General features: G+C 63.4%; 26 protein-coding genes. 17 read left to right on the forward strand and 9 right to left on the reverse strand.

From position 1 onward, the window contains the following. Positions 1 to 45 precede the first annotated feature (45 nt). Positions 46 to 1,167, forward strand: coding sequence for a patatin-like phospholipase family protein (locus NCG91_RS21585; RefSeq protein ID WP_251351141.1), 1,122 nt, complete (start codon positions 46 to 48; stop codon positions 1,165 to 1,167). A gap of 80 nt (positions 1,168 to 1,247) precedes the next feature. Further along, complete coding sequence (locus NCG91_RS21590; RefSeq protein WP_099664592.1) at positions 1,248 to 2,894, forward strand: methyl-accepting chemotaxis protein; 1,647 nt, start codon at positions 1,248 to 1,250, stop codon at positions 2,892 to 2,894. 216 nt (positions 2,895 to 3,110) lie between these two features. Here NCG91_RS21590 and NCG91_RS21595 read toward each other — a convergent pair whose 3' ends face one another. After that, positions 3,111 to 3,704 (reverse strand): lysozyme inhibitor LprI family protein, encoded by a 594-nt coding sequence (locus NCG91_RS21595; protein ID WP_251351142.1) that lies wholly within the window; start codon positions 3,702 to 3,704, stop codon positions 3,111 to 3,113. Beyond that, entirely contained in the window at positions 3,667 to 4,083 is a 417-nt protein-coding gene (locus tag NCG91_RS21600) for a hypothetical protein (protein WP_180278579.1), read from the reverse strand. Before NCG91_RS21600 ends, NCG91_RS21595 begins: the two co-directional genes overlap by 38 nt. Before the next feature lie 371 nt (positions 4,084 to 4,454). Here NCG91_RS21600 and NCG91_RS21605 point away from each other — a divergent pair, with 371 nt between their 5' ends. The 6 genes from NCG91_RS21605 (at position 4,455) to phaP (ending at position 9,047) form a co-directional block, all read left to right on the forward strand. After that, entirely contained in the window at positions 4,455 to 4,919 is a 465-nt protein-coding gene (locus NCG91_RS21605; protein WP_251351143.1) for an SRPBCC family protein, read from the forward strand. Between the two features lie 276 nt (positions 4,920 to 5,195). After that, positions 5,196 to 5,966: a creatininase family protein gene (locus tag NCG91_RS21610; RefSeq protein WP_251351273.1), complete on the forward strand. Its 771-nt coding sequence runs from the start codon at positions 5,196 to 5,198 to the stop codon at positions 5,964 to 5,966. A gap of 54 nt (positions 5,967 to 6,020) precedes the next feature. Continuing rightward, positions 6,021 to 7,292: a YncE family protein gene (locus NCG91_RS21615; protein ID WP_251351144.1), complete on the forward strand. Its 1,272-nt coding sequence runs from the start codon at positions 6,021 to 6,023 to the stop codon at positions 7,290 to 7,292. Between the two features lie 116 nt (positions 7,293 to 7,408). Beyond that, entirely contained in the window at positions 7,409 to 7,780 is a 372-nt protein-coding gene (locus NCG91_RS21620; protein WP_099664587.1) for a VOC family protein, read from the forward strand. Between the two features lie 27 nt (positions 7,781 to 7,807). Next, entirely contained in the window at positions 7,808 to 8,128 is a 321-nt protein-coding gene (locus NCG91_RS21625; RefSeq protein WP_099664586.1) for a hypothetical protein, read from the forward strand. A gap of 280 nt (positions 8,129 to 8,408) precedes the next feature. Continuing rightward, on the forward strand, positions 8,409 to 9,047 hold the full coding sequence (phaP, locus tag NCG91_RS21630) for a phasin family protein (protein ID WP_251351145.1): 639 nt from the start codon (positions 8,409 to 8,411) through the stop codon (positions 9,045 to 9,047). A gap of 106 nt (positions 9,048 to 9,153) precedes the next feature. Here the strand turns inward: phaP and NCG91_RS21635 are convergent, their stop codons facing one another. Further along, on the reverse strand, positions 9,154 to 10,170 hold the full coding sequence (locus NCG91_RS21635) for an alpha/beta hydrolase (RefSeq protein ID WP_251351146.1): 1,017 nt from the start codon (positions 10,168 to 10,170) through the stop codon (positions 9,154 to 9,156). A 105-nt stretch (positions 10,171 to 10,275) separates the two neighbouring features. Beyond that, positions 10,276 to 11,166 (reverse strand): LysR family transcriptional regulator ArgP, encoded by an 891-nt coding sequence (locus NCG91_RS21640; protein WP_034785706.1) that lies wholly within the window; start codon positions 11,164 to 11,166, stop codon positions 10,276 to 10,278. Between the two features lie 202 nt (positions 11,167 to 11,368). Here NCG91_RS21640 and NCG91_RS21645 point away from each other — a divergent pair, with 202 nt between their 5' ends. Further along, positions 11,369 to 11,974, forward strand: coding sequence for a LysE/ArgO family amino acid transporter (locus NCG91_RS21645; RefSeq protein ID WP_034785705.1), 606 nt, complete (start codon positions 11,369 to 11,371; stop codon positions 11,972 to 11,974). Here NCG91_RS21645 and NCG91_RS21650 read toward each other — a convergent pair whose 3' ends face one another. Continuing rightward, positions 11,975 to 13,402 carry a coniferyl aldehyde dehydrogenase gene (locus NCG91_RS21650; protein ID WP_251351147.1) on the reverse strand — a complete coding sequence of 476 codons (1,428 nt, stop codon included), beginning with the start codon at positions 13,400 to 13,402 and terminating at the stop codon, positions 11,975 to 11,977. Positions 13,403 to 13,561: 159 nt separating this feature from the next. Here NCG91_RS21650 and trxC point away from each other — a divergent pair, with 159 nt between their 5' ends. The 5 genes from trxC (at position 13,562) to NCG91_RS21675 (ending at position 16,354) form a co-directional block, all read left to right on the forward strand. Continuing rightward, positions 13,562 to 14,014 carry a thioredoxin TrxC gene (gene trxC, locus NCG91_RS21655; protein ID WP_251351148.1) on the forward strand — a complete coding sequence of 151 codons (453 nt, stop codon included), beginning with the start codon at positions 13,562 to 13,564 and terminating at the stop codon, positions 14,012 to 14,014. 70 nt (positions 14,015 to 14,084) lie between these two features. Further along, a complete protein-coding gene (locus NCG91_RS21660; RefSeq protein ID WP_251351274.1) occupies positions 14,085 to 14,606 on the forward strand; it encodes a MarR family winged helix-turn-helix transcriptional regulator in 522 nt (173 codons plus the stop codon). Continuing rightward, on the forward strand, positions 14,603 to 15,349 hold the full coding sequence (locus tag NCG91_RS21665; RefSeq protein WP_251351149.1) for a HEAT repeat domain-containing protein: 747 nt from the start codon (positions 14,603 to 14,605) through the stop codon (positions 15,347 to 15,349). Before NCG91_RS21660 ends, NCG91_RS21665 begins: the two co-directional genes overlap by 4 nt. 16 nt (positions 15,350 to 15,365) lie before the next feature. Beyond that, positions 15,366 to 15,701, forward strand: a complete 336-nt coding sequence (locus tag NCG91_RS21670) for a DUF6616 family protein (RefSeq protein WP_251351150.1) — start codon at positions 15,366 to 15,368, stop codon at positions 15,699 to 15,701. A gap of 62 nt (positions 15,702 to 15,763) precedes the next feature. Then, a complete protein-coding gene (locus tag NCG91_RS21675; RefSeq protein WP_251351151.1) occupies positions 15,764 to 16,354 on the forward strand; it encodes a DUF1287 domain-containing protein in 591 nt (196 codons plus the stop codon). Here NCG91_RS21675 and pdxR read toward each other — a convergent pair. Next, the gene (gene pdxR, locus NCG91_RS21680; protein ID WP_251351152.1) at positions 16,323 to 17,795 is read right to left on the reverse strand and encodes a MocR-like pyridoxine biosynthesis transcription factor PdxR; all 1,473 of its coding nucleotides are present in this window, start codon (positions 17,793 to 17,795) and stop codon (positions 16,323 to 16,325) included. The genes NCG91_RS21675 and pdxR overlap by 32 nt on opposite strands. 104 nt (positions 17,796 to 17,899) lie before the next feature. Between pdxR and NCG91_RS21685 the strand changes: the two genes are divergently transcribed. Together NCG91_RS21685 and NCG91_RS21690 are read left to right on the forward strand one after the other, a co-directional pair. Beyond that, complete coding sequence (locus NCG91_RS21685) at positions 17,900 to 18,340, forward strand: carboxymuconolactone decarboxylase family protein (protein WP_251351153.1); 441 nt, start codon at positions 17,900 to 17,902, stop codon at positions 18,338 to 18,340. 80 nt (positions 18,341 to 18,420) lie between these two features. Next, positions 18,421 to 18,717, forward strand: a complete 297-nt coding sequence (locus NCG91_RS21690) for a hypothetical protein (protein ID WP_251351154.1) — start codon at positions 18,421 to 18,423, stop codon at positions 18,715 to 18,717. 127 nt (positions 18,718 to 18,844) lie between these two features. Here the strand turns inward: NCG91_RS21690 and NCG91_RS21695 are convergent, their stop codons facing one another. After that, positions 18,845 to 20,032, reverse strand: coding sequence for a multidrug effflux MFS transporter (locus NCG91_RS21695; RefSeq protein WP_251351155.1), 1,188 nt, complete (start codon positions 20,030 to 20,032; stop codon positions 18,845 to 18,847). 188 nt (positions 20,033 to 20,220) lie between these two features. Between NCG91_RS21695 and epsC the strand changes: the two genes are divergently transcribed. After that, positions 20,221 to 21,159, forward strand: a complete 939-nt coding sequence (gene epsC, locus NCG91_RS21700; RefSeq protein ID WP_077402556.1) for a serine O-acetyltransferase EpsC — start codon at positions 20,221 to 20,223, stop codon at positions 21,157 to 21,159. A gap of 100 nt (positions 21,160 to 21,259) precedes the next feature. On the opposite strand, the gene NCG91_RS21705 is transcribed toward epsC, so the two are convergent. Both NCG91_RS21705 and bla read right to left on the reverse strand, forming a co-directional pair. After that, the gene (locus NCG91_RS21705; RefSeq protein ID WP_251351156.1) at positions 21,260 to 21,739 is read right to left on the reverse strand and encodes an META domain-containing protein; all 480 of its coding nucleotides are present in this window, start codon (positions 21,737 to 21,739) and stop codon (positions 21,260 to 21,262) included. Positions 21,740 to 21,824: 85 nt separating this feature from the next. Continuing rightward, entirely contained in the window at positions 21,825 to 22,730 is a 906-nt protein-coding gene (gene bla, locus NCG91_RS21710; protein ID WP_251351157.1) for a subclass B3 metallo-beta-lactamase, read from the reverse strand. Positions 22,731 to 22,735 lie beyond the last annotated feature (5 nt).

The raw sequence follows: 22,735 nt of genomic DNA on the forward strand, positions 1-22,735 counted from the left end.
CCAACAATTAAGGGATGGTAACCCCGTTCCGTTCAGGGAGTGTGCATGAAGACAGTCACTACGACACCGCCGGATCTGGCGCCAGCCGCGCCAGCGAAACCGGCCCGTAAAACGGGTCTGCTGCTTGGTGGCGGCGCACCAAATTCCACCTTGATCGCCGGCGCCCTGGCCGCTTTCCTCGACGAAGGCATCGAATTCGACGTCATTTCCGCCTCGGGCGCCGGTGTGTTGATGGGCTTGCTTTACACGACGCCGCACGAGGCGACGCCGCGCCAGGCCTTGCAAAGCTGGGCCGACACGGGCGTGGCCGACAGCATCTACAAGATGATCCCGATCAACTACAAGGTGTTCCAGAAGCCGGGCATGCACGCGAGCACTTTCCGCGACGCCTTCCAGCCGCCGGCCAACAATCCTTTTTTTCAGGCGTTCCAGCAAACGTTTGCGGGCGTGCCCACGGCCTGGTCGGACTGGGGCAAGCTGATGGTGTCGTCGCTGTCGCCGTCGGACCTGTCGGCGAAAAGCCTGGGCCTGTGCGCGCACTTGCCCTTCCTGGAAAAGGCCGTGGATTTCTCGGGCGTGGCCCGCATGCGCCCCGATTTCTACATCAATGCCTACAACCTCAGCGAACATCGCATGCAAATCTGGGGCAAGCACGAAATCGAACCCATCCACGTGCGCGCCGCGTTGTCGTTCCCCTTCCTGTATGCGCCCACGACCATCGCGGGCGACGATTACATCGAAGGCGCGGCGCTCGACACGCTCAATTTCGACCCGTTTATCGAAGGCAAGGGCGAGCACCATGACGCCGACACCCTGGTCATCCTCGATATCCTCGGTGACGAGCGCTTGCTGCGCAAGCCGCGCAACCTGTACGACGCCTGGGTGCGCTCCATCATCACGCCGCTGGTGAAAATTTCCAAGAGCGAGCTGCGCCTGTTTGAGCTCGAGCACAACACGGACGCGCGCACGGGCCAGCCCAAGCGGCGCTTGCTCAAGCTCGACCTGATGGGCGGCATCCCGGAACAGCACTGGCCCGATACCCTGGACTGGTCCAGTTCGAACATGCAATTGCTGTTCGACGTGGGCCACAAGGCGGGCCTGGCGTTTTGCCGCCAGCATGGCGACTTGCTGCGCCGCACGCCGGACGCTGCCCCGCTGGCGGCCTAGCCACCGATCCCCGGCCACCTGATCGGCAGCTATTTATCCTGCCTGGCCTTGCCAGGCCACTCTTTTTACTGTGAAACACCATGAATATCACCAAGCAATTAATTCTGACTCTCACCATCGCCTTGCTGGCCCTGCTATTGCTGGGCGCCGGCGGCGCCATCCAGCTGCAGCGCGCCCAGGAGCGTTTTGACACGGTGCAAAACCGCATCATTCCCAGCATCCAGGGCTTGAATGCGGCCAAGGGTTTCCTGGCCGATTCGCGTCTGGCCGGCTACCGCCTGTCCGTGTTCTCGAATTTGGCCGACAAGACGGCGCTGGACAAGGCCGTGGCCGATGCCAACACGAATTTCGACAAGGTCATCACCACCTACCGCGCCGAGCGCCTGTACGACGCGACGGACAGCAAGATGCTCGATGCCGACCAGGCCGCCATGGAAGCCTACCGCCGCGCGCTCGTGCCATTCTTTGCCGCCGCCTACGCAGGCGACATGGATGGCGTGCGTGCCACCTTGCTGGCCGGCACGCCGCTGGCCATCACTGCCGCGGCCGCCAAGAAAAGCATGGATGACCATATCGCCTACAACAACAAGCTGGTCGATGATGTGAAGGCGGAAAGCCTGGCAGCCTACGATACGGCGTTCAACACCATGCTGGCCGTGCTGGGCGTGGCCGTGCTGCTGACGGGCGCGCTGGCCTGGCATATCTACCGCACCATCAGCGGCGGCCTGGGCGATATCGAACACACGCTGGAGCGTGTCAGCGCTTCGCTGGACCTGTCCGCCGCCATGCCCGTCGAGCGCATGGATGAAGTGGGCCGCACGGCCACCGCCTTCAACAAATTCCTCGAGCGCATCGTCGGTGTGATCGCCACCGTGCGTACGTCGGCCGATACGGTCAGCGTGGCGGCCGCGCAGATTTCCGCCGGCAACGCGGACTTGTCCGTGCGCACGGAGCAGCAGGCGTCTTCCCTGGAAGAAACTGCATCCAGCCTGGAAGAGCTGACCTCGGCCGTGCGCCAGAATACGGACAATGCACGCCAGGCGAACTCGCTGGCCGTGTCCGCTTCGGACGTGGCCCGCAAGGGTGGCGCCGTGGTGGCGCAAGTGGTGGGCACGATGGGCTCGATCAACGAATCGGCGAAGAAGATCGCCGACATTATCGGCGTGATCGACGGCATTGCCTTCCAAACCAACATTTTGGCGTTGAATGCGGCCGTCGAAGCGGCCCGCGCGGGCGAACAAGGCCGCGGCTTCGCCGTGGTGGCCACGGAAGTGCGCAACCTGGCGCAGCGCTCGGCGGCTGCCGCCAAGGAAATCAAGGGCTTGATCGAGGATTCCGTCGACAAGGTCAACACGGGCAGCGCGCTGGTCGACCAGGCGGGTGCGACGATGGAAGAAATCGTCGCCAGCATCCGCCGCGTTACGGACATCATGGGCGACATCGCCAACGCCAGCCACGAGCAAAGCGCCGGCATCGAGCAAGTGAACCAGGCCATCTCGCAAATGGACCAGGTCACCCAGCAGAACGCAGCCCTGGTGGAAGAGGCGGCAGCGGCCGCATCCTCGCTGCAAGACCGCGCCGTCGAGCTGGTCGACGTGGTGGCCGTGTTCCGCCTGCGTGGCGACGCCCAGGCAAAACCGTTGAAAGTGGCAGGCGGCTTGCCGGCCCCGGCTTCCGCCTCAGCCAGCCGGCGCCTGGCGCTGCCAGGCCGCAGCGCCCGCGCTTAAGCTTGGAAATTACCCCGGTACGCCGGGGTTTTTCTTTGGTGACGGTGCTGTTCCATGGGGGAATGTTGATGTTGGGATGGCAAGGGCAGGGCGCCGCCTGGTTCCGCGGCAGTCTGGGGGCATGCTTGCCTTGTACGCGCGTGAGTCCGCAGTCCAAAGCGGACATAGCAGTCGAAGCGCGTTAAGACGGGAGTAAGCCATCAAGCTGGCCCCGTGTCATAACTTGCCTGAAGCAGGAGTGCGTTTGCGCTCTGGCAAGTTGAATCCCGTTTTATAAAACGCATCCTTGAATTCTACGCATCCATTACAGGGCCTAACGGTTTCTAATGCCGATATGCGCTGTTCAGTCAGTTGCATCAAACATAGGTCCATCGAAAAATGGTAAGCACTTCCACCATGCATCGCCTTGTTTTGGAACTTGCACTCCGCGTCGCGGAAAACAAGCCATGCACGTTGCGCGCTTTGCAGTCCTTGTGGCTTGGCAAGCGCGTACATCAATGTCTTGTAGATGACGTTTAAACGCGTGTCGGATTCTTTTAGTTCTCGACTCATGCAGAAAGTATTTTCAAGATTATTACTTTCTTCGCAATGCTCCTGCTTTATCGATGCCATATCGCTTTGTTGTTCGGAGGCATTGGTCAAGGACGACAGCGAAAGGCACAAGAAAATAAGGCCCAACATGGACAACCGGCTTAAAACAGCAATTCCCACGAGCACTCGCTCCTTCTGATAATTGATCGTATTGAGGTCCGCTCCTGGCCTGACCCGGTTGTTAATCAAAGATAATTCGCTGTCCCACTTCGAATTCATTCTCGTGGCAGTAAAACAGGATAAGCGGCGTGTCCTTCGAATAAACCATTGCGTCGTCACGTGAAGGGACAAAAATATCCGACCAATTCTCGACCAGGAACACACTGCTGCACAAGAAACATTCGTCTTCTCCAAACACGACGATGAGCTGCTGGTTTCCTAGCACACGGGCACGTAACCACTTGCTTGCGATGGCCGCATCCTCTCCGGATGCGAGCCGCTCGATCGAATCAACGGTGTTAACGTTCAGGCCGAGATGCGTCCTCGAGTCGTGAAGGCCTGCTATCTCATAGGCGCGGCGGGCATCCTCGGCATTCAGCCAGGCGATATCCGCTGAGTGATGCTGTAGTTCCTGAACCCGCCAATGTGCTGTGTTCATCATTTCTCAAAGTTTCATATGCTCGTGGTTATGGCGAGCAGCGCGGTCGAATCCGGTGCATCGCTTGATCCTGGCGCCAAACAAGGCTGTCATCATGGCCCGGCTTTATCTGCGACCAGTATAACCAGAATCTAATTCTATTGGCATGATAAAAAAACAGTGTATCCTTCAATCCCAGCAGATATATTTTTTGTCGAGGCAAAGAAAAAGCTGCGGCATTTGTTCCTGCTGGCGGAGTATCTTTGAATTGGCGCAATGGCATGGCGATATTGCGTGATGAATGCTATGCCGCAGGCCAATATGCAGACACCGCGCGGCGCCGGATAGCAGACCCAGTTACTTTTACACAATGATAGGGAGATTCCCAATTGATGCAAATCAAAGAAAGCATCCACATTGCAGTCCCGCCCAAGGTCGTCGACCAGATTTGGAGCGAGGTCGACCGATGGCACCTGTGGGATCCGGACACAAAGCAAGCCCGGCTTAATGGGCCGTTCGCGGTGGGGACGCATGGCAGGATCGTTCCCAGCAAGGGCATGGGCATTCCGCTGCTGGTCACGGAGCGCACTGCCGGCCGCTCGTTCACCGTTGAGGGCCACATCCCCCTGTTCCGCATCCACTTCGAACACACGGTTGCCGCCGTCAATGGCGGATCGGAAGTCGTTCACCGCGTGTGGTTTACGGGAGCGCTTGCCTTTCTGTTCGGACCAGGCGTTGCCAGGCAAGTCAGGGACGGGCTTCCCAGGACGATGCTTTCGCTGAAGGCCTATGCCGAGAAGCGCAACGAAACACTACATGATGGCGAGGCGGGCAGGGCGGACGCGACTACAGCCTGATAGATAGTTTCCCCTCGTCAATTCCTTGCAAAGCACTGCAGCAAATTAACGTGCCGTTCCCGTCATGATGGAATACAATTCTTGCGTGGCAGCCAGCTTGCCTGGCAAGGCCGGGCACGGCACCACGCTTTGACCTCGGAAAGATGTTGGCTTATGACTCTGCAGTTCCCCCAGCGAACGGCGCCTTGCGCGCCATCCACGCTCCGCCTTTCACGCAAGCCCCTCGTTTCCCTGTTCGTCCTGACGTTTTCATGCCTGCTGCTCACGGCGCCCGTCATGGCGGCCACGCCAGCCAGCGGCAGCGTCATGCTGGAAGAACTGACCAGCACGGAGTTGCGCAGCCGTATCGACCATGGCGCCACCACCGTGCTGGTGCCGATTGGCGGCGTCGAGCAGAGCGGGCCGTACATCGCGCTGGGCAAGCACAATGTGCGCGCCGGGCTGCTGGCGCGGCAGATTGCGGAAAAGCTGGGCAATACCATCGTCGCGCCCGTCGTTTCCTACGTGCCGGAAGGCAGTATTTCGCCGCCGGCCGGCCATATGCGCTTTGCCGGCACGATCTCGATACCGCCGGCCGCCTTCGAAGCCGTGCTGGAAGGGGCGGCCGCCAGCCTGCGCCAGCATGGTTTCCGTGACATCATTTTTCTCGGCGACCATGGCGGCTATCAAAAGAACGAGCAGAACGTGGCGAATAAGCTCAACCGCGCCTGGGGCAAGGCTTCCGCCGGCAAGGAAGCGCGCGCTTACGCCTTGCTCGATTACTATGACATCACGCAATCGGCCTATATTGCCGAACTGCAGAAGCGCGGCCACAGCAGCGCCGAGATCGGCCTGCATGCCGGTTTGGCGGACGCGGCGCTGATGCTGGCGACGGACCCGTCGCTGGTGCGCAGCGAGGCCATGGCCCACGGACCCAAGCCTGGCGTGGCGGACGGCGTGCGCGGCGACGCGACCCGTGCCACGGCTGAACTGGGTCAGATCGGCATCAAGCTGCAGGTGGACACCTCGGTGGCCGCCATCAGGCAACTGCTGCAACGACCTAAATAATTCCGCTGGAAGTGCTGAACTTCCGGCTTTTGCAACGAAACGACGCGAAATCACATGAAAAAATCTCAACGACGCACCATCGTCACCTTGTCCGCCCTGGCTGCCGCACTGGCCGGCCTGGGCGTGGCCAGCCAGGTCATCGGCGCCAGTACGCCGGCCCCGGCCGCTGCAGCACCGGCCGCAACCTATTCGCCGCTGCCGGGCATGCCGCCGCTGGTGGACCCGAAAAACGTGTATGGCAGCATCGCCAGCAGCAATATGAGTCCCGTCGTCAAGGATCACTTGCGCCGGGTGTACGTGCCCAACCTGCGCTCGAACGACGTGTATGTGATCGACCAGGACAGCCTGAAAGTGGTCGACAAGTTCAAGGTCGGCAGCGGCCCGCAGCACGTGGTGCCGTCGTGGGACTTGCGCACCCTGTGGGTGGCGAACAATGCCGAGCGCACGGACAAGGGCAGCTTGACGCCGATCGATCCCTTGACGGGCAAGCCGGGCAAGGAAGTGCCCGTCGATGATCCCTACAATATGTATTACACGCCGGACGGCAAGTCGGCCATCGTCGTGGCCGAAGCGCGCCACCGCCTCGATTTCCGCGATCCGAAGACCATGGCCGTGCAGTATTCGATCGACACGCCCCAGTGCGGCGGCATCAACCATGCCGATTTTTCCAATGACGGCCGCTACGCCATGTTCACCTGCGAATTCGACGGCACCATCGCCAAGATCGACCTGGTGGGCCGCAAGGTCGACGGCTATTTGAAATTGCAGATGCCGGCCAAGCGCTTTGCCGAGTCCGGCCCCGTGGGCGGTCCGGCGAATGAAATCTGCAGCGTCAAGAAGGGCATGCCGCAAGACATACGCATCTCGCCGGACGGCAAGAAATTCTTTATCGCCGACATGGACGCGGACGGCGTGCACATCGTCGATGGCGCCACCCTGAAGGAAATCGGCTTCATCCAGACGGGCGTGGGCGCGCACGGCCTGTACCCCAGCCGCGACGGCAAGAAATTATACGTGGCCAACCGCGGCACGCACCGCATCCACGGCAAGCCGAAGGGCAAGGGCAGCGTCAGCGTGATCGACTTCGCCACGGAAAAAGTCGTGTCGAACTGGCCGATTCCCGGCGGCGGCAGCCCCGACATGGGCAATGTGAGTGCCGATGGTAAATATCTGTGGCTGTCCGGCCGTTTCGACGACGTGGTGTACCGCATCGATACGAACAGTGGCGACGTTTCCAAAGTGAAAGTCGGCCAGGAGCCGCACGGCCTGACCGTGTGGCCGCAGCCGGGCCGCTATTCGCTGGGCCATACGGGCAACCTGCGCTAGGCGAGGCGCGTGGCGCTCCCTGGAACCGCAGTGCCGGGTCTGCAGTTATGCTTGCCTAAAAGGCAATGTTGGCGCATACTGTATTCCCCATTCCACTACCTTCAGGGAGCACCAACATGATTCTTGATCACATCGGTTTGAATGTCAGCGATGCACAGGCCAGCAAGGCCTTCTTTTCGGCCGCCTTGGCGCCCCTGGGCGTGTCGGTGGTGATGGAAGTGCAGGGCTGGGTCGGCCTGGGCAAGGATGGCAAGCCCGATTTCTGGTTCGGCGTGGGTGGCGCGCCGCATGCCGGCATGCATCTCGCCTTCGCGGCGGACAACCGCGCCCAGGTGGATGCTTTTTACCAGGCCGCACTGGCAGCGGGCGGCAAGGATAACGGCGCCCCCGGTATCCGCGAAATCTATCACCCGAATTACTACGGCGCCTTCGTGCTGGGCCCGGACGGTCACAATGTCGAAGCCGTCTGCCACCATCCCGAGCCTTGACGCCGGTCATTACCTGAAGAGAGCAGCATGAAGCACAGCGCCACCCTGTTTGCCGACGATGCCGGCCGCTATGCCTATGTGAAAGCGGGCTTTTCCTGGCCGGCCCTGTTGCTGGGCTCGTTCTGGGCCGTCGCCAAGCGCCGCTGGTGGCTGTTGCTGCTCATGCTGGCCATGGATGCCTGCCTGTGGTTTGGCAGCCATCTGGCCACCGAACTGCGCATCGGCCCGATGATGCTGCTGATGGCCGCCGCGGAGCTCAGTTACCTGCTGGCGCGTGGCTGGTATGGCAACCGCTGGCTGGAAGCGTCGCTGCGCAGCCGTGGCTACAAGCCCGTCGTGCCGGGCTGAGCCTGCCTGGCACAGATTTCCCATCACGTCACTGACGTTTGCCAAGAGCAAGCCGTCCAGCCAAAACTTTCTGCGCAGCCTAGCGCACCTTTGATCCAGATCATCCCTCAACTGCGGTGCTCACGTAGCCTTGGGACTCGCGTTGCAAAGCATCGTCCCACCAATCGGATATGTTTTTTCGCGTTTCGTGGCGTAGCCCGGCCGTCTGCTTCACCGTTCGACAGCCGGTGGTGTCGCCATCTGTTTATGTCCACCCAACCGCTATCTAATGAGGAACTCCATGTATCCATATTCCCGTAGTGTTACCCCCGCCGCCAAAAACCACCTGGAAGCGCAACTGGCTTTTTTCAATGGACTGTCGAAGTCGCTGTTCCAGTCGGTGCAGCACTTCAGCGACCTGAACATGCAACTGGCGCAAGGCTTGCTGGAAGAAACCGCAGTCACCAGCCAGAACCTGCTGACGGCCGAGCGCGCTGAAGATGTGTTCCAGGTGGCTGCCGCGGCGGGCCAGCCAGCCGCCGAGCAACTGCGCAAGTACCAGCAACAGGTGTCGCGCCTGGCAGCCGATACGCAGGTCGAACTGGCCAACGTGGCAGAGCGTCATGTGAATGAAACGAGCCGTACTGCCAAGGCGCTGGCCGAAGAAGTGGCCCGCACGGCGTCGGAAGAAACGGAGAAAAACGTGCGCAAGCAGCAGGAAGCCATGCAGCGCATCGCTGAACCGTTCCAGGCCTATCAGCAAAACGGCGCCAGCCGCGACCAGCAACGGGGCGCGCAAAGCCGTGACGGCCAAAGCCTGCAAAGCGGCAGCCACCAGGGCAGCCAGCAGTCGGCCGGCAGCGAAGGCTCGGCCAGCGGCAGCGTATCGCAAGCGGGTTCCGCACAAAGCAAGAGCAGCAGCGCCAGCCGTAAAGAGTAAGCACGAGGCTGCTTGCGGCTGAGCCGCTTCGCGAGGGCCGAGCCTTGAGCTGCGGCCAGCCGGCACGCAGCATCGTGCCTCCTGGTTTGGACAGAGCGCCCGCCCTTCACGGGGCGGGCGTTTTGTCGTATGCGTGCAGTTCAGAGGCCGGCGTGGCCGCGCCAGGTGAGCGGGTGGGCACGGTGATGCTTGCCGGCACGGCTGTCTTCGGCGAGACGGCGGACAAGACCGCGTTACCGTTCCCGCTCCCGCTGTTGGCGTCGATGAAGGCGCTGACGGCGTCCAGGGTGGGCGCCAGCCTGCGCAAGGGCGCGGCCAGCGTGGCGACCAGGGTGGCGTGACCCACGCGGTCGAAATACGTTTCCGTTACGGGCCGGGGCAGCGCACGCAAGGCCTTGGCCAGGCCGCCCGTGTTGCGTTGCGGATCGACCAGTTTATCCTGTCCGGGCAGGGGGGCGATCAGCAGGGCGGGCGGGGCTGCGGCCGTCACGTGGTGGATGGGCTGCGACGCGGCGGGCGTGTCCGGGTAAAAGAAAACGGGCCGGGTGGTGGTGTTTTCGATCGGCAAGAAATCATAGGGGCCGGCCAGGCCTATCCAGCCCCGCAAGTCGTGCGGGTGCATGCCGTGGCGCGCCAGCAGGCTGGCGTCGAGCGCCACCATCGCCGCATTGTAGGCGCCGGCGCTATGGCCCATGACGAACAGGCGCGTCGGGTCGCCGCCGTGGCGGCTCGATTCCATCGCGGCCCAGGCCACGGCGCGGGCCGCATCCTGCAGGATTTCGGGATAGTGCACGTCCGGATACAGCCGGTAGTCGGCGATCACGGCCAGATAGCCGCGCGCCGCCAGCGCATGGCCCACGAAGGCATAGTCGGCGCGCTCGCCCGTCGTCCAGTTGCCGCCATAAAAGAACAGCACCACGGGCACGGGCCCCGTGCGGGTTTTGGGGGCGTAGACATCGAGCTTTTGCCGTGGCAGGGGGCCGTAAGCCAGGCCGCGTGTCACGTGCGAGGCGCTGCCGGACGAGAAGGCATTGATGGCCATCAAGGGTGAGCAGGCAGCCAGGCCGGCAGCCAGCGGGATGGCCGCCAGCAAACCGAGCAGGGTGGTGCGCAGGATCGTCATGCCAGCTCCTGATGGTGAGGGGTGATGCTTGCAGTGTAGGCCAGGCAGGGCAGGGCGCACACGGGGAAGTTGCTGTATAGCATAGATAAATGTGGCATGCGTCAATCAATCCTGCAACAGCCATTTGCGCGCCGTGGCGATGACGGCGTCCGACAGGGTGCGCGTGAGCGGGGTCTGGATATCCCAGGCATGCCAGGTCAGGGGCACGTCGAGCGCCTGCCCGGCCGCCACGTCGACCAGCCTGCCGGCGGCCAGCGCCGTTTCCGCCTGCAGCAGGGGCACCATGCCGTAAGCATAGCCCGCTTCGATGAAGCGCACGAAGTCGCGCGCCGAACCGAGCACGTGGTGCGGATAGCGGCCCGTGTAGCCGAGGCGGTGCTGCAGGTAGCGCTCGTGCAGCGCATCCTTGCTGCCGAACGTGATGGCGGGCGCCTGGCTGACGGCTTCCACCGTAAATCCATGGGGAAACCATTGCTGCGCGAACGCGGGCGAGGCCACGCACAGGTAGCGCATGCCGCCCAGCGGCGTGGCCGTGGTGCCCGCCACCAGGTCGTTGGCGCTGGTGACGCAGGCAAATACGCGCCCTTCGCGCAACTGGCTCAGGGTGTGGTCCTGGTCGTCGAGGCGGATATCGAGCAGGCAGGACGGCGGCGACAGCAGCGGCCCCAGCGCTTCCGGGATCCAGGTGGCGGCGCTGTCGGCGTTGACGGCGATGGCCAGTTCCGGCAAATGCGTGGTGGGGCCGGGCTGGGCGTCGAGCGCCGCTTCGAGCAGCTTGACTTGCCGGTAATGGGCGATCAGGCGCTGGCCCGCTTCCGTGGGCAGGGGCGGGTGGCTGCGGATGATCAATAAAGTGCCTTCCAGGTTTTCCAGGGTGCGGATGCGCTGCGACACGGCCGGCTGGCTGATCGCCAGCGCCTGCGCGGCCTTTTCAAAGCTGCCCAGGCCGATCACGGCGTCGAGGGCGGCCAATCCACGGTAATCGACGACGCGCATAAGTTTCTCTTATATATGGTTAGAATCATTCATTATACTTATATTTACTTTTTCTTTACACTGTTGAAATAGGGTAACAACTCCACTCTCCCGCGCGGTCCTGCTGGTACCGCTACACCCTCCACCTACCTTTGATGACTTTGCCGTTGCCGGCAGAGCGTGGGCGGCCGTGCGCGTGATGGAAAGCAATAAAGGAATCGATATGGACAGCGCAATCTTCTTGAAAGGCATGGGGCTCGGGGCGAGCCTGATCGTTGCCATCGGCACGCAAAACGCCTTCTTGCTGAAACAGGGCTTGAAGCGTCATTACGTGCTCACCTGCATCCTGGTCTGCCTGGTGTGCGATGCGATCTTGATCACGGCCGGCGTGGCCGGCATGGGCACCTTCATTGCAGACAACCCCAATTTCTTGCTGTGGGCCAAGGCCGGCGGCGCCACCTTCCTGATCGCATATGGCTTGCGTGCCGCCAAGTCCGCCTGGCGCCCAACGGCTCTGACGGTGTCGGCTGCCAAGTCGCCGGAAGGCTACTGGGCCGTGATCGGCGCGGCGCTGGCGTTCAGCCTGCTGAACCCGCACGCTTTCCTCGACACGGTCATCCTGCTCGGTTCGATCGGCGGCCAGCATGAAGGCGTGGGACGCTTCTACTTCGCCGGCGGCGCCATCATGGCTTCGGCCCTGTGGTTCTTCCTGCTGGGCTTTGGCGCCCGCTACCTGGCGCCCGTGTTTGCCAAGCCCATGGCCTGGCGCGTGCTCGACGGCATCATTGCGCTCGTCATGTGGGCCATCGCCGCTTCGCTGTTTCTGTAATCAGCGGGTCAGGAAGGCCAGCACGCGGCTGGCCAGCTTGCCATACGGCGGCCACAGCAGTTTCAACGCACTGTAGCGGGCCTGGTAAAACACGGGCCGCAGCTTGCTGAAGGTGTGAAAGCCTTCGACGCCGTGGTAGTGGCCCATGCCGGACTCGCCCACGCCGCCGAACGGCAGGTCGTGCTGGCCTACGTGGTACAGGGCGTCGTTGACGGACACGCCGCCCGACATCACGCGGTCGATCAGCAGCTGCACCGTGTCTGTTTTGTTGCTGAACGGATAGATTGCCAGCGGCCGTGGTCCCGCATTGATGCTGTCGATCACGGTGTCCAGCCTGGCATAGCCGCGCAGCGGCAGGATGGGGCCGAAGATTTCCCGCGTCAGCAGCAGGCTGTCTTCGGGGGCGTCGAGCACGATGTGCGGCGCGATCTTGCGCGTGGCGCGGTCGTAGGCGGGCCCCGGCAACAGCGAAATCACTTGCGCGCCCCGTGCGCGTGCTTCGTCGAGCGCCTGCAGCAGGCGTTCAAAGGCGGCCTCGTCGATGATGGAGGTGTAGTCGGGCGTGTCCAGCCGCGGGTAGCGCGTGGGCACGATGGCGCGTGCGTGTTCAACGAAGGCAGGAATGCTGGCCTCGGGCAGCCAGGCGTGGTCGACGCACGTGCAGATTTGCCCCGCGTTCAGGAACTTGACGAACAGGATGCGCTCGGCTGCCGTGCGCACGTCGAAATCGGCGCAGACGATGGCCGGCGCCTTGCCGCCCAGTTCCAGCGTGACGGGGCACAGATTGCGCGCGGCGGCCGCCATGACGGCGCGGCCCGTCTGGCCGGAACCCGTAAACAGCAGGTGGTCGAACGGCAGTTGCGAAAATTCCATACCCACGCCGCCCGTTTCGTCAAAGAACTGCAGCTTTTCCGGCGGAAAGTAGGCGGGCATGGTGTCGATCAGCAGCCGCGCCAGGTGGCGCGAGTTTTCGCTCATCTTGACCATGGCGCGGTTGCCGGCGGCGAAGATGTAGGTCAAGGGTACCAGGCTCAGGTTCACGGGAAAATTCCACGGCACGATGACGCCCACCACGCCCAGCGGCTGCGGCATCACGCGGTTGCGGGCGCCAGGAAAGCTGCGCCAGTCCACGCCGCGGCGCTGCGGCCGCATCCATTTCTTCAAGTGTTTTAATACATGGGCGATGCCATCGATGGCGGGGAAGATTTCCGCCAGCAAGGTTTCGTGACGGGAACGGTTGCCGTAGTCGGCGCTGATCGCCGCGCACAGCGCTTCCTTGTGGTCGCGGATGAAGCGCTGCAAGGTGTGCAGGTCGCGTTTGCGCTCGGCCAGGGTCGGCACGGGGTGGGCCAGGCAGGCGGCGCGTTGCAAGCGCAGGGCGGCAGTCAGTTCGGTGCTCAATTGCATGTTTTCTGCGACATCAGGCATTGTTTTCCTTGGCCGGCCCGGCAATGTGCGCGCCGTTTCATCACACGTTTCAGCACACTATAGTGGACTCTGTGGACAAGTGCCGCCAGCGTGCCGACGGCGCTGCACGATACGCCGTAAAATGTCCGGCAACTGTACGCTACTCTTTCCAGGAACGCCATGACCTCGACCACGCCAGACTCCCTGCACATCGTGTGCCCCCATTGCGACGCCGTCAACCGCTTGCCGGCGGCGCGCCTGATCGAACAGCCCACGTGCGGCAAGTGCCAGAAGGATTTGTTTACGGGCCAGCCCGTGGACCTGGCCAGCGCCCGCTTCCTCAAGCATATCGAACGCAGCGACATTCCCGTGCTGGTCGACTTCTGGGCGCCGTGGTGCGGTCCGTGCCGCAGCATGGCGCCATTCTATGTGCAAGCCGCCAAGACCCTGGAACCCGCATTTCGCGTCGTCAAGGTGAATACGGAAGCGTCGCCGGACCTGGGCAGCCGTTTCAATATCCGCAGCATTCCCACCCTGGCCCTGTTCCGCAGAGGCGTGGAAGTGGCGCGCCAGCCGGGCGCCATCGATGCGCAAGCCATCATCGCCTGGGCGAGGGACAAGGCGCGTCTCTAAGCGCATGGGAAAACCATTGAGGTTTTCCATTTGACATTTAATATGGTGCCATATTATATTGCGCCATATGATAAAACTCGAACAGAAATACACGGCCTTGCTGGGCGACGTGCAGCGTCGCGCCAGCGGTCTCGACATGGCGCAGTCCACGGCGCGCTTGCGCCTGTGCTTTGAAGTGCTGGGCCTGGCCTCCGCCATCGATGGCGATTGCGCCGCGCGCCTGGGCCGGCATGGCTTGTCGGAAGGAAAATTTGTGCTGTTGTCCCTGCTGCGCGACGTGCCAGGCGGACTGTCGCCGCACGAACTGGCCGAGCAGGCCGGCGTGACGCGCGGCACCATCACGGGCTTGCTCGACGGCCTGGAACGCGATGGTTTCCTGGCGCGCCACGCGGACCAGGTCGACCGGCGCAAGCTGCTGGTGCGCCTGAGCGCCCAGGGAGACCTGGCCGCCGCGACCCTGGTCGATGAACACGCGCAATGGATCGCCAGCCTGTTTGCCGATTTCACGCCGGAAGAAATGCAGCTATTAAGTGCGCTGCTGGAAAAAGCCTGGCGCAAGACGGATAGAGGTGAAATGCAGGGTGCGCCATGAGCCGCGGCGTCGCCGACATCGCTCCCGCGCGCCTGGCCCTGCTGAACGGTGGAAGCGTGGCGAGCGCCACCCTGACGGAAGGGCTGGCCATCGATTTCAGCGTGTTGCTGGCTGCGGCCGTGCCTGCTATCGGCGCTGCCCGCCTGGATCAACTGCGCGCGCACGCCGCAGCCGGCATCACCAAACGCATGGCGCTGGCGGCGCAAATGCTGCTGGAAGCCAACGCCGACCTGGCGCTGCTGCAAGCACATGCTTCCGACACGGTGCGGGGCTGGGTCTGCTTTGCCATCGCCGCCCAGGCTGGCCTGACCTTGCCGCAACGGCTGGCGGCCATGCGGCCGCTGGCCGACGATGGGCACTTCGGCGTGCGCGAATGGGCCTGGCTGGCGCTGCGGCCCCATCTGGCGGAGAGCCTTGACGAGGCCATTGCCTTGCTGGCGCCGTGGACGGCTGACCCGTCGGAAAGAGTACGCCGTTTCGCTTGCGAAGCGCTGCGTCCGCGCGGCGTGTGGTGCACGCATATTGCCCGGTTGAAAGAACAGCCGCAGCTGGCCTTGCCCGTGTTGCACGCCTTGCGTGCCGATCCGGCAGTCTACGTGCAGGATTCCGTGGCCAACTGGCTCAACGATGCGGCCAAGAGCCAGCCGGATTGGGTGCGCAGCCTGTGCGCGCAATGGCTGCAGGACAGTGCCAATGCCGCCACCCAACGCATCTGCAAGCGCGCCCAACGCTCGCTTGCTTAACTTTTTGGAGGAAAACATGCATTACCTGTTAGAACTGTATAGTCCGAAACCCGCCTGGCTCGCCCTCGACGCCGCCGCGCGCCAGGCGTATTTCGGCACGGTGGGCGCCGGCATGGCAGCCTTGTCCGGCACGGGCGCGGAAGCGCTGGCCATGGGCGCCATCGATGGCGGCAAGCTGCATGGGGCTGCCCAGCAATTTTATGCCGTCTGGCGCTTCCCGGATGAGGCGGCACTGGACGCTTTGCTGGCCGGCATCGCCGCCACGGGCTGGCATGATTACTTCGACACCATCAATGCGGCGGGACCGGCCGTAGATTTTCCTGCCCACCTGGCGCAACTGGCCGGGGTCTAAGCGTCCGCCGTTTTCCTTGCTGCTGCGGTAAAGTTGGTATTTTCATCCGACCATTGACGTTGATGCCAATCAAACTGCTCTCCATCCTGATGCTTGCCCTGGCGCCCATGCTGGCCTCGGCCATTCCTGCCACCCCGCAAGCCCTCGTCGCCGCCGCCCGCAAGCAGGTGGGCGTGACCCTGCAGTACGATCCGCGCTATGAACGCCTTGCCTATCCGGGCGGCGACGTGCCGCTGGAACGGGGCGTGTGCACGGACGTGGTGGTACGCGCCTACCGCCAGCTGGGGCAGGATTTGCAGGTGCTGGTGCACGAAGACATGCGCAAGGCGTGGCAGGTGTACCAGCAGCAGGGGCGCTGGCAGATGAAGGGGCCGGACCGCAATATCGACCACCGGCGCGTGCCGAACCTGGGCACCTACTTTGCCCGTCACGGCACCAGCTTACCGCCAAGCAAGGAAGCGAACGCTTACCGCGCGGGCGACATCGTCACCTGGCGCCTGCCGCGCAACCTCACGCACATCGGCATCGTCAGCGACAAGCAGTCGTGGGGCGGCGTGCCGCTCATCATCCACAACATCGGCGAGGGCGCGCGCGAGGAAAATATCCTATTCAGCTATCCCATCACGGGACACTATCGTTGGCAACCGCGCTGAGGGGCAGGGGAGCGATTTCTTGCAGGATCGCCAGCACCTGGGCCAGCGCCGTGTCGATATCGAGCTTGTCGATGGCGCCATAACCGAGGAACAGGCCTGCGTGGCGTGCCTCGCCGTGATAAAAGCCCGATAACGCATACAGGCTGATGTCGGCCAGGCGCGCGCGGCGCAGCAATTCGGCGATATCGAGCGGCGCCTGGGCCAGGGCCGCCACGTGGAAGCCGGCGCTGGCGGGCACCAGGCGGAACCACGGCGACAGCGGGCCGTTGAACCAGTGCTGCAGCCGTTCGCGCCGCCCCGCATAGATATCGTGGCAGCGGCGGATATGACGCAGCAGATGGCCGTCGCTGATGAACTTGGCCAGCGCATGCTGGCCCAGGCTGGCCGTGTGGCAATCGCTCAGGTATTTCACCGTTTCCACGGCGGCCACGATAGCTTGCGGCAGCACAACATAGCCGAGCCGCAATTCTGGCAGCATGATCTTGGAAAAGCTGCCCACATGCGCGACGACGCCGTAGCGGTCCATGCTTTGCAGGGAATCTTCGGGCCGGCCTTCGTAACGGAAGGCGCTGTCGTAGTCGTCCTCGATGATGATGGCGCCCAGCTGCTGCGCCCGCTCCAGCAAGGCATGGCGGCGCGCCATGCTCATCGGCATGCCCAGCGGAAATTGATGCGCGGGCGTGACATAGATCAGCCGCGTGCCGTCCGGGATTTGCCCGACGATGAGGCCATCCTCGTCCACGTCGATGCCCACCACGCGGGCGCCCTGGCTGGCGAACACGGCGCGCGCCACCGGGTAGCCGGGTTCTTCCACGGCAACCGTGTCGCCTGCTTCCAGCAAGGTCAGTGCCAGCAGGTGCAAGGCTTGCTGCGCGCCGCTGGTGACGAGCACTTGTTCCTCGGTGCAATGGATGCCGCGGCTGAAAGCGGCATGGCCGGCGATCGCCGCGCGCAAGGCCGGCAAGCCGGCGACAGGGCCATAGCGGCCGCGCGCCTGGCCACCCTGGCGCAGCGCGTGCAGCATGCAGGCGCGCCATTCATCCTGCGGGAAGTGCGCGGGCGTGGCGCGCCCGCCGATGAAGGCGTAGCGCGCCGGTTCTTCCTGGCTGGCGCGGCGCAGGGGCGTGGGCGTCGCTTCCCAGCGGGCGATGCGCTGCGCGCTGGCCAGGGGCGTGCTGGCGTGGCGGCGCTGCGGCGACGCGTGCGGCGTCTGCACGAAGCTGCCTACGCCCACTTTGCCGACCAGCAGCTTTTCATAACCGAGCTTGTCATACACGTCGGACACCGTCTTGCGCGACAGGCCCAGCTGGCTGGCCAGCAGGCGCGAGGGGGGCAATTGCTGTCCATCCGTCAGCCGGCCAGAGCGGATGGCCTCGCTGAGCTGGCGGTACAGCTGGCCGCCCAGGTCGCGCGTGCCGTCGATCAGGATATGTAATTCCATGGAGTATCTGCTGGTGGTCTGCTGTTTTTCGGGGGGATTGGCCTGCCGCGCGCTGTTCCTGGGCTACTACAATGGTGCATCTCCACTCCCTCAAGGAATGCATCATGACACAGCAACGACTCGATTTTACACAAGCTTCGCCGGACGCCGTCAAGGCCATGTACGCGCTGGAAGCGGCGATCGCCAGGCTGGGCGTGGAACACTCGCTGCTCGAGCTGATCCGCCTGTGCGCCTCGCAAATCAATGGCTGCGCCTTTTGCGTGGACATGCACACGAGCGACGCGCGCAAGGCGGGCGAAACGGAGCGCCGCCTGTATGCCGTGTCCGTCTGGCGCGAAACGCCGTTCTTCACGCCGCGCGAGCGGGCCGTGCTGGCCTGGACGGAAGCGCTGACCCTGCTGCCGCAAAGCCAGGCGCCCGATGACGTGTATGCGGCGCTGGCGGAACAATTGACGCCGGCGGAAATGGTCAACGTGACCCTGGCCATCGGCTCCATCAATACCTGGAACCGCCTGGCCGTGGGTTTCCGCAAGATGCCCGTATAAATCCTGTGTTCGTTCGCGAACAGACGCCTGGCTGATCCCTGCGTAGTCTGGCAAGACAACTTGTCAGCGAGGGAACGGCCATGGAAGTCAATATCAGCGAAGCAATTGAAAAGACACCGGAACAGCTGGAAGAGGCGCGCCGCGAATTCATCGCGGAACTGTGGCGGCGCTTTGAAACCTTGCAGGAATGGGCCGTCAGCCACTGGCCCGACCAGGAACACCCGCTCAGTTCCGCCGACTTCGTCGAGGCGCGCAAGGAAATCTTGAGCCTGCGTTCGCCGGCCGGTTCCCTGAACCAGCCGGTGCAGCAAAATGAAGCGGAACCGGAGCAGGGCGGCGCGCAGTATGTGGATGTGACGCCCGCCCCCTGGCCTTGAGGAGCGCCTGAGAAAACGTCCATGACTGCGTTGCCGCGCCTGGCCGTACTGGCGTACTGCCTGCGGCACGGCGCCTTGTCCTGAACGTTTTTCAGGTGCCCCCGTCCTGAAAAATCCGCTGTAAAAGCTACTGCTTGACCACTTCCGCTTTCTTGCCCTGCGCAAACACCCAGCACAGCAAACTCACCAGCAACCCCGCCATCACGCCATACGACAGGTTCAGGGCGCTGTCGAACAGCAGCGGCGCCACCAGGCCCGAGACCAGCGCGAACAGCAGCATCTGGATGAACGACTGCATCGACGACGCCAGGCCGCTGTTGTTGGGGAAGTGGTTCAGGGCCATCAGGGTCATCGGCGGCATGGCGATCGACAGGGCGAACGAGTAGAAGAACAATGGCAGCACGGCCCACGGCACTTCGGCGGCAAAGAAGTAGTTGTAGCCGATGTTGACCAGCGCGGCGATGAGCATCAGGATGAAGCCGGTCCAGATCATCTGGCGCTGGCTGTAGCGGTGCGCGATCTTCGCCGACAGGGCCGAACCGAACACCATGCCGCTAATTAAGGGAATGAACAGCCAGGCGAATGCCGTTTCCGGCAGGTGCAGGATGTTGATGATGAAATAGGCGGCCGAACCGATGTACAGGGCGAAGCCGCCAAAGGCCGCGCCGATGGCCGTCGACAGCAGCAGGAACTGGCGGTGGCACAGCACTTTCCAGTAATTGACGGCGATGTCGCCCAGGTGGAAGGCGTGACGCTGTTCCTTCGGCAAGCTTTCCGGCAGCGCGCGCCAGACGACGACGAACATCAGCACGCCGAAGGCCGTCAGGAACCAGAAGATCCAGCGCCAGCCCAGGCCCACCTGCAGCCAGCCGCCCAGCACGGGGGCGATGGCCGGCGCCAGCGCGAACACCATCATGATGTGCGAGAGGATTTTCTGCGCGGCGGCGCCCGAATAGCGGTCTTGCACGATGGCGCGGCCGATGACGGAGCCGGCGCCCGCCGACAGGCCCTGCAGCACGCGCCAGGCCAGCAGCCAGCCCAGCGACGGCGCCAGCGCGGCACCCACGGAAGCGATCACATACAGCACCAGCGAGACGAGAATGACGGGACGGCGGCCGAACGAGTCGGACAGGGTGCCGTAAAACAGCATCATGAAGGCGAACGTGAACAGGAAAAAGCTCAGGGTTTGCTGCACCAGCAGGGGGCTGGCATTGAAATCATGCGCGATGGCGGGGAAAGACGGCAGATAGGTGTCAATTGCAAGCGGTCCGACCATCGCCAGGCCCGCCAAAATCCATGTTAATAATTTAGTCATGTTGAACAGTGTTTTTGTTAGTCCGTCATTTTACGCTAGTGACCGGAATCAGGTTTGGCGCCGGCCTTTTTGCCATCCATATGTGTTTTTCGTATATGGAATCTTGAAATTCTTCGTTTGCATCGCTTGCCGCCGCCGCTAAGCTGGGGCGACCCGGCTTGTTTGCCGTTTTCTGGAAGTGATACGCCATGCACAGTATTTATCCCGCGGCGCCCGCCGACGACACGGCCCAGTGGAACCTGGGGCCCGTGATCCAGGCCTTGCGCAGCTCGCGCGAAGACAAGCACAAAATCCGCCATAACGGCAGGGTGCGCGAACTGCCGTCGCGCGAAGCCCTTACCACCATCGTCAACGGCCTGTCGGCAGCCTTGTTCCCCACGCATTACGGGCGGCCCAACCTGACGGACGAAAGCATCGATTATTTTGTCGGCGACACCCTCAACACCACCCTGAACCGCCTCAGCGAGCAGGTGCGGCGCGGCTTGCTCTTTTCCGTGCCGGCCGGCGATGAAGGCGATGGCGCCAGCGACGATGCGGCCCTGGCGCAGCAGGCGCGCGACATCACGCGCGCCTTCGCCGCCAGCCTGCCCGATATCCGCGCGCTGCTGGTGTCGGACGTGCAGGCCGCCTACGCGGGCGACCCGGCCGCCACCTCGGTGGCCGAGATCATGCTGTGCTATCCGGGCACCATCGCCATCCTGTACCACCGCCTGGCGCACCGGCTGCATGCGCTCGGTGCGCCCTTCCTGGCGCGCCTGATCGCCGACATCGCGCACACGCTGACGGGCATCGATATCCACCCTGGCGCGCACATCGGCGCCTCCTTCTTCATCGACCACGGCACGGGCGTGGTGATCGGCGAGACGGCCATCATCGGCCAGCGCGTGCGCCTGTACCAGGCAGTCACCCTGGGCGCCAAGCGTTTTCCAGCCGATGCCAGCGGTGCGCTGATCAAGGGCACGCCGCGCCACCCCATCGTCGAGGACGACGTGGTGATTTACGCGGGCGCGACCGTATTGGGGCGCATCACCATCGGCGCGGGATCGACCATCGGGGGGAATGTGTGGCTGACACAGAGCGTGCCGCCAGAAAGCAATGTATCGCAGGCGCAGATGCGCAACGATTGAATAGTGGCCGAGAAAACGTCCATGGCGGCGCTGCGCCTTGCCCTGAACGTTTTTCGGGCACTCTTCGCGCCAGGAGAGGGTTCCTGGCTTTGTGATGACCTTACTTCACCGTCAGCGCTTCATAGCGCGCCACGGGCACGCCATCCTTCAGCAGCAGCAATTCCTGGTCGGCGTAGCGGTAGCCATTGACTTCGCCCAGGGTGGTCAGCAGCAGGCGTTCCAGGTCCATGTCCTGCGGCTGGCACATCATCATGGTGCCGGCCAGCTGTCCAAAGTTCAGGGTGCTGACGCCATCGCTGGTGTAGCCGCCCATCATCTGGTTGCAGCCGCTGTTGCCGCTGGCGCGGCCTTCAGCCAGCAGCAGGGTCACTTCGCGCTGCTCGGGCGCCTTGCGCACCACTTGCTTGCCCTTCAATTCCTTCAGCTTCCACTGCGTGCCCGTCAGCTTGGGCACCGGCTTGGCGGGCGAGGTGGCGCCTGGCGCGGCGGCGGCAGCGTCGCTGCGCACCGGTGTTTGCGCGCAGCCGGCGGTGATGGCGACGATGGCGGCGAGGGGAATCAGGCTGGCGAGTTTGAACATGGCGGTTCCTTCTTTAAATGAATGGCGCCAGCGTAGCAGATCGGCGCTGCGTCAGCGTGCACGGTTGACAAGCTCATTGGCAAGTTCACTGCTGCTTTTCCTGTTCCAGCCGGGAGTCGAGCACGGTGCGCGCCGCCGCCACATAGGCGCGGCAGGCTTGCGGGTCGACAAAGGCGTCGCTGCCGGCCGTGGCGCTCGCCTCCAGCCGCTCCCACAACTGTGAAGCCTCCGGATGCGCGGAAATGAGCACGTCGCAAGGCAGTTTTTCCAGGGTCTCGAAGCTGCGGCGCAAGTCCGCCACCGCGTTCGGATACTCGCTGCTGGCGCTGAACTTGAAGCCGGGACGCGAGACGGCGTTGAGGCTGTCCGCGTAGACCATGTTCAGGCAGCGGGGGCCGTCGCACGATTGCCACGTCCAGCTCAAGCCTCCGGGCGTGTGGCCAGGCGTGGCGTGCGCCGTCAGGTTGACGGGACCGACATTGAACTGGCCGCCGTCGCGCGCCAGGCGCATGTCCTTGACGGGCGGGTATTTGGGCAGCGCGTGGTATTGCGGGTCGTCCGGCCCCACTTCGCCCGACGCCAGGTCCAGCGCCGCCGACGGGCTGGCGGCCACCAGCGCATTGCTGCGTCGCTGCAGTTCGGCCAGGCCGCCCGCATGGTCGATATGGCCGTGCGAATTGAGGATCAGCTTGACGTCCTCGATGCGAAAACCCAGCGTGCCGATATTGGCGATGATCTTGGGCGCCGATTCCGGCAAGCCGCCGTCGATCAGCACGTGGCCCTGCGGCGACGTCACCAGCACGGAACTGAGGCCTTTGACGCCCACATAATAGGTATTGCCGAAGATGCGGAACGGCGCCTGGTCCGCATTCCAGGTGGCGCAGATGTCGCAGCCAGGCGTCGGCGGCGTGACTGGCGCCTGCGCCAATGCCAGGGAGCCATGGCCTGCCAGCAGCGCCAGTGCCAGCGCGCGCGTAAGAGTGGGGGGCATTGCGA

This window comes from Janthinobacterium kumbetense (genome assembly GCF_023703445.1).
Classification (GTDB): Bacteria; Pseudomonadota; Gammaproteobacteria; order Burkholderiales; family Burkholderiaceae_D; genus Janthinobacterium; species Janthinobacterium kumbetense.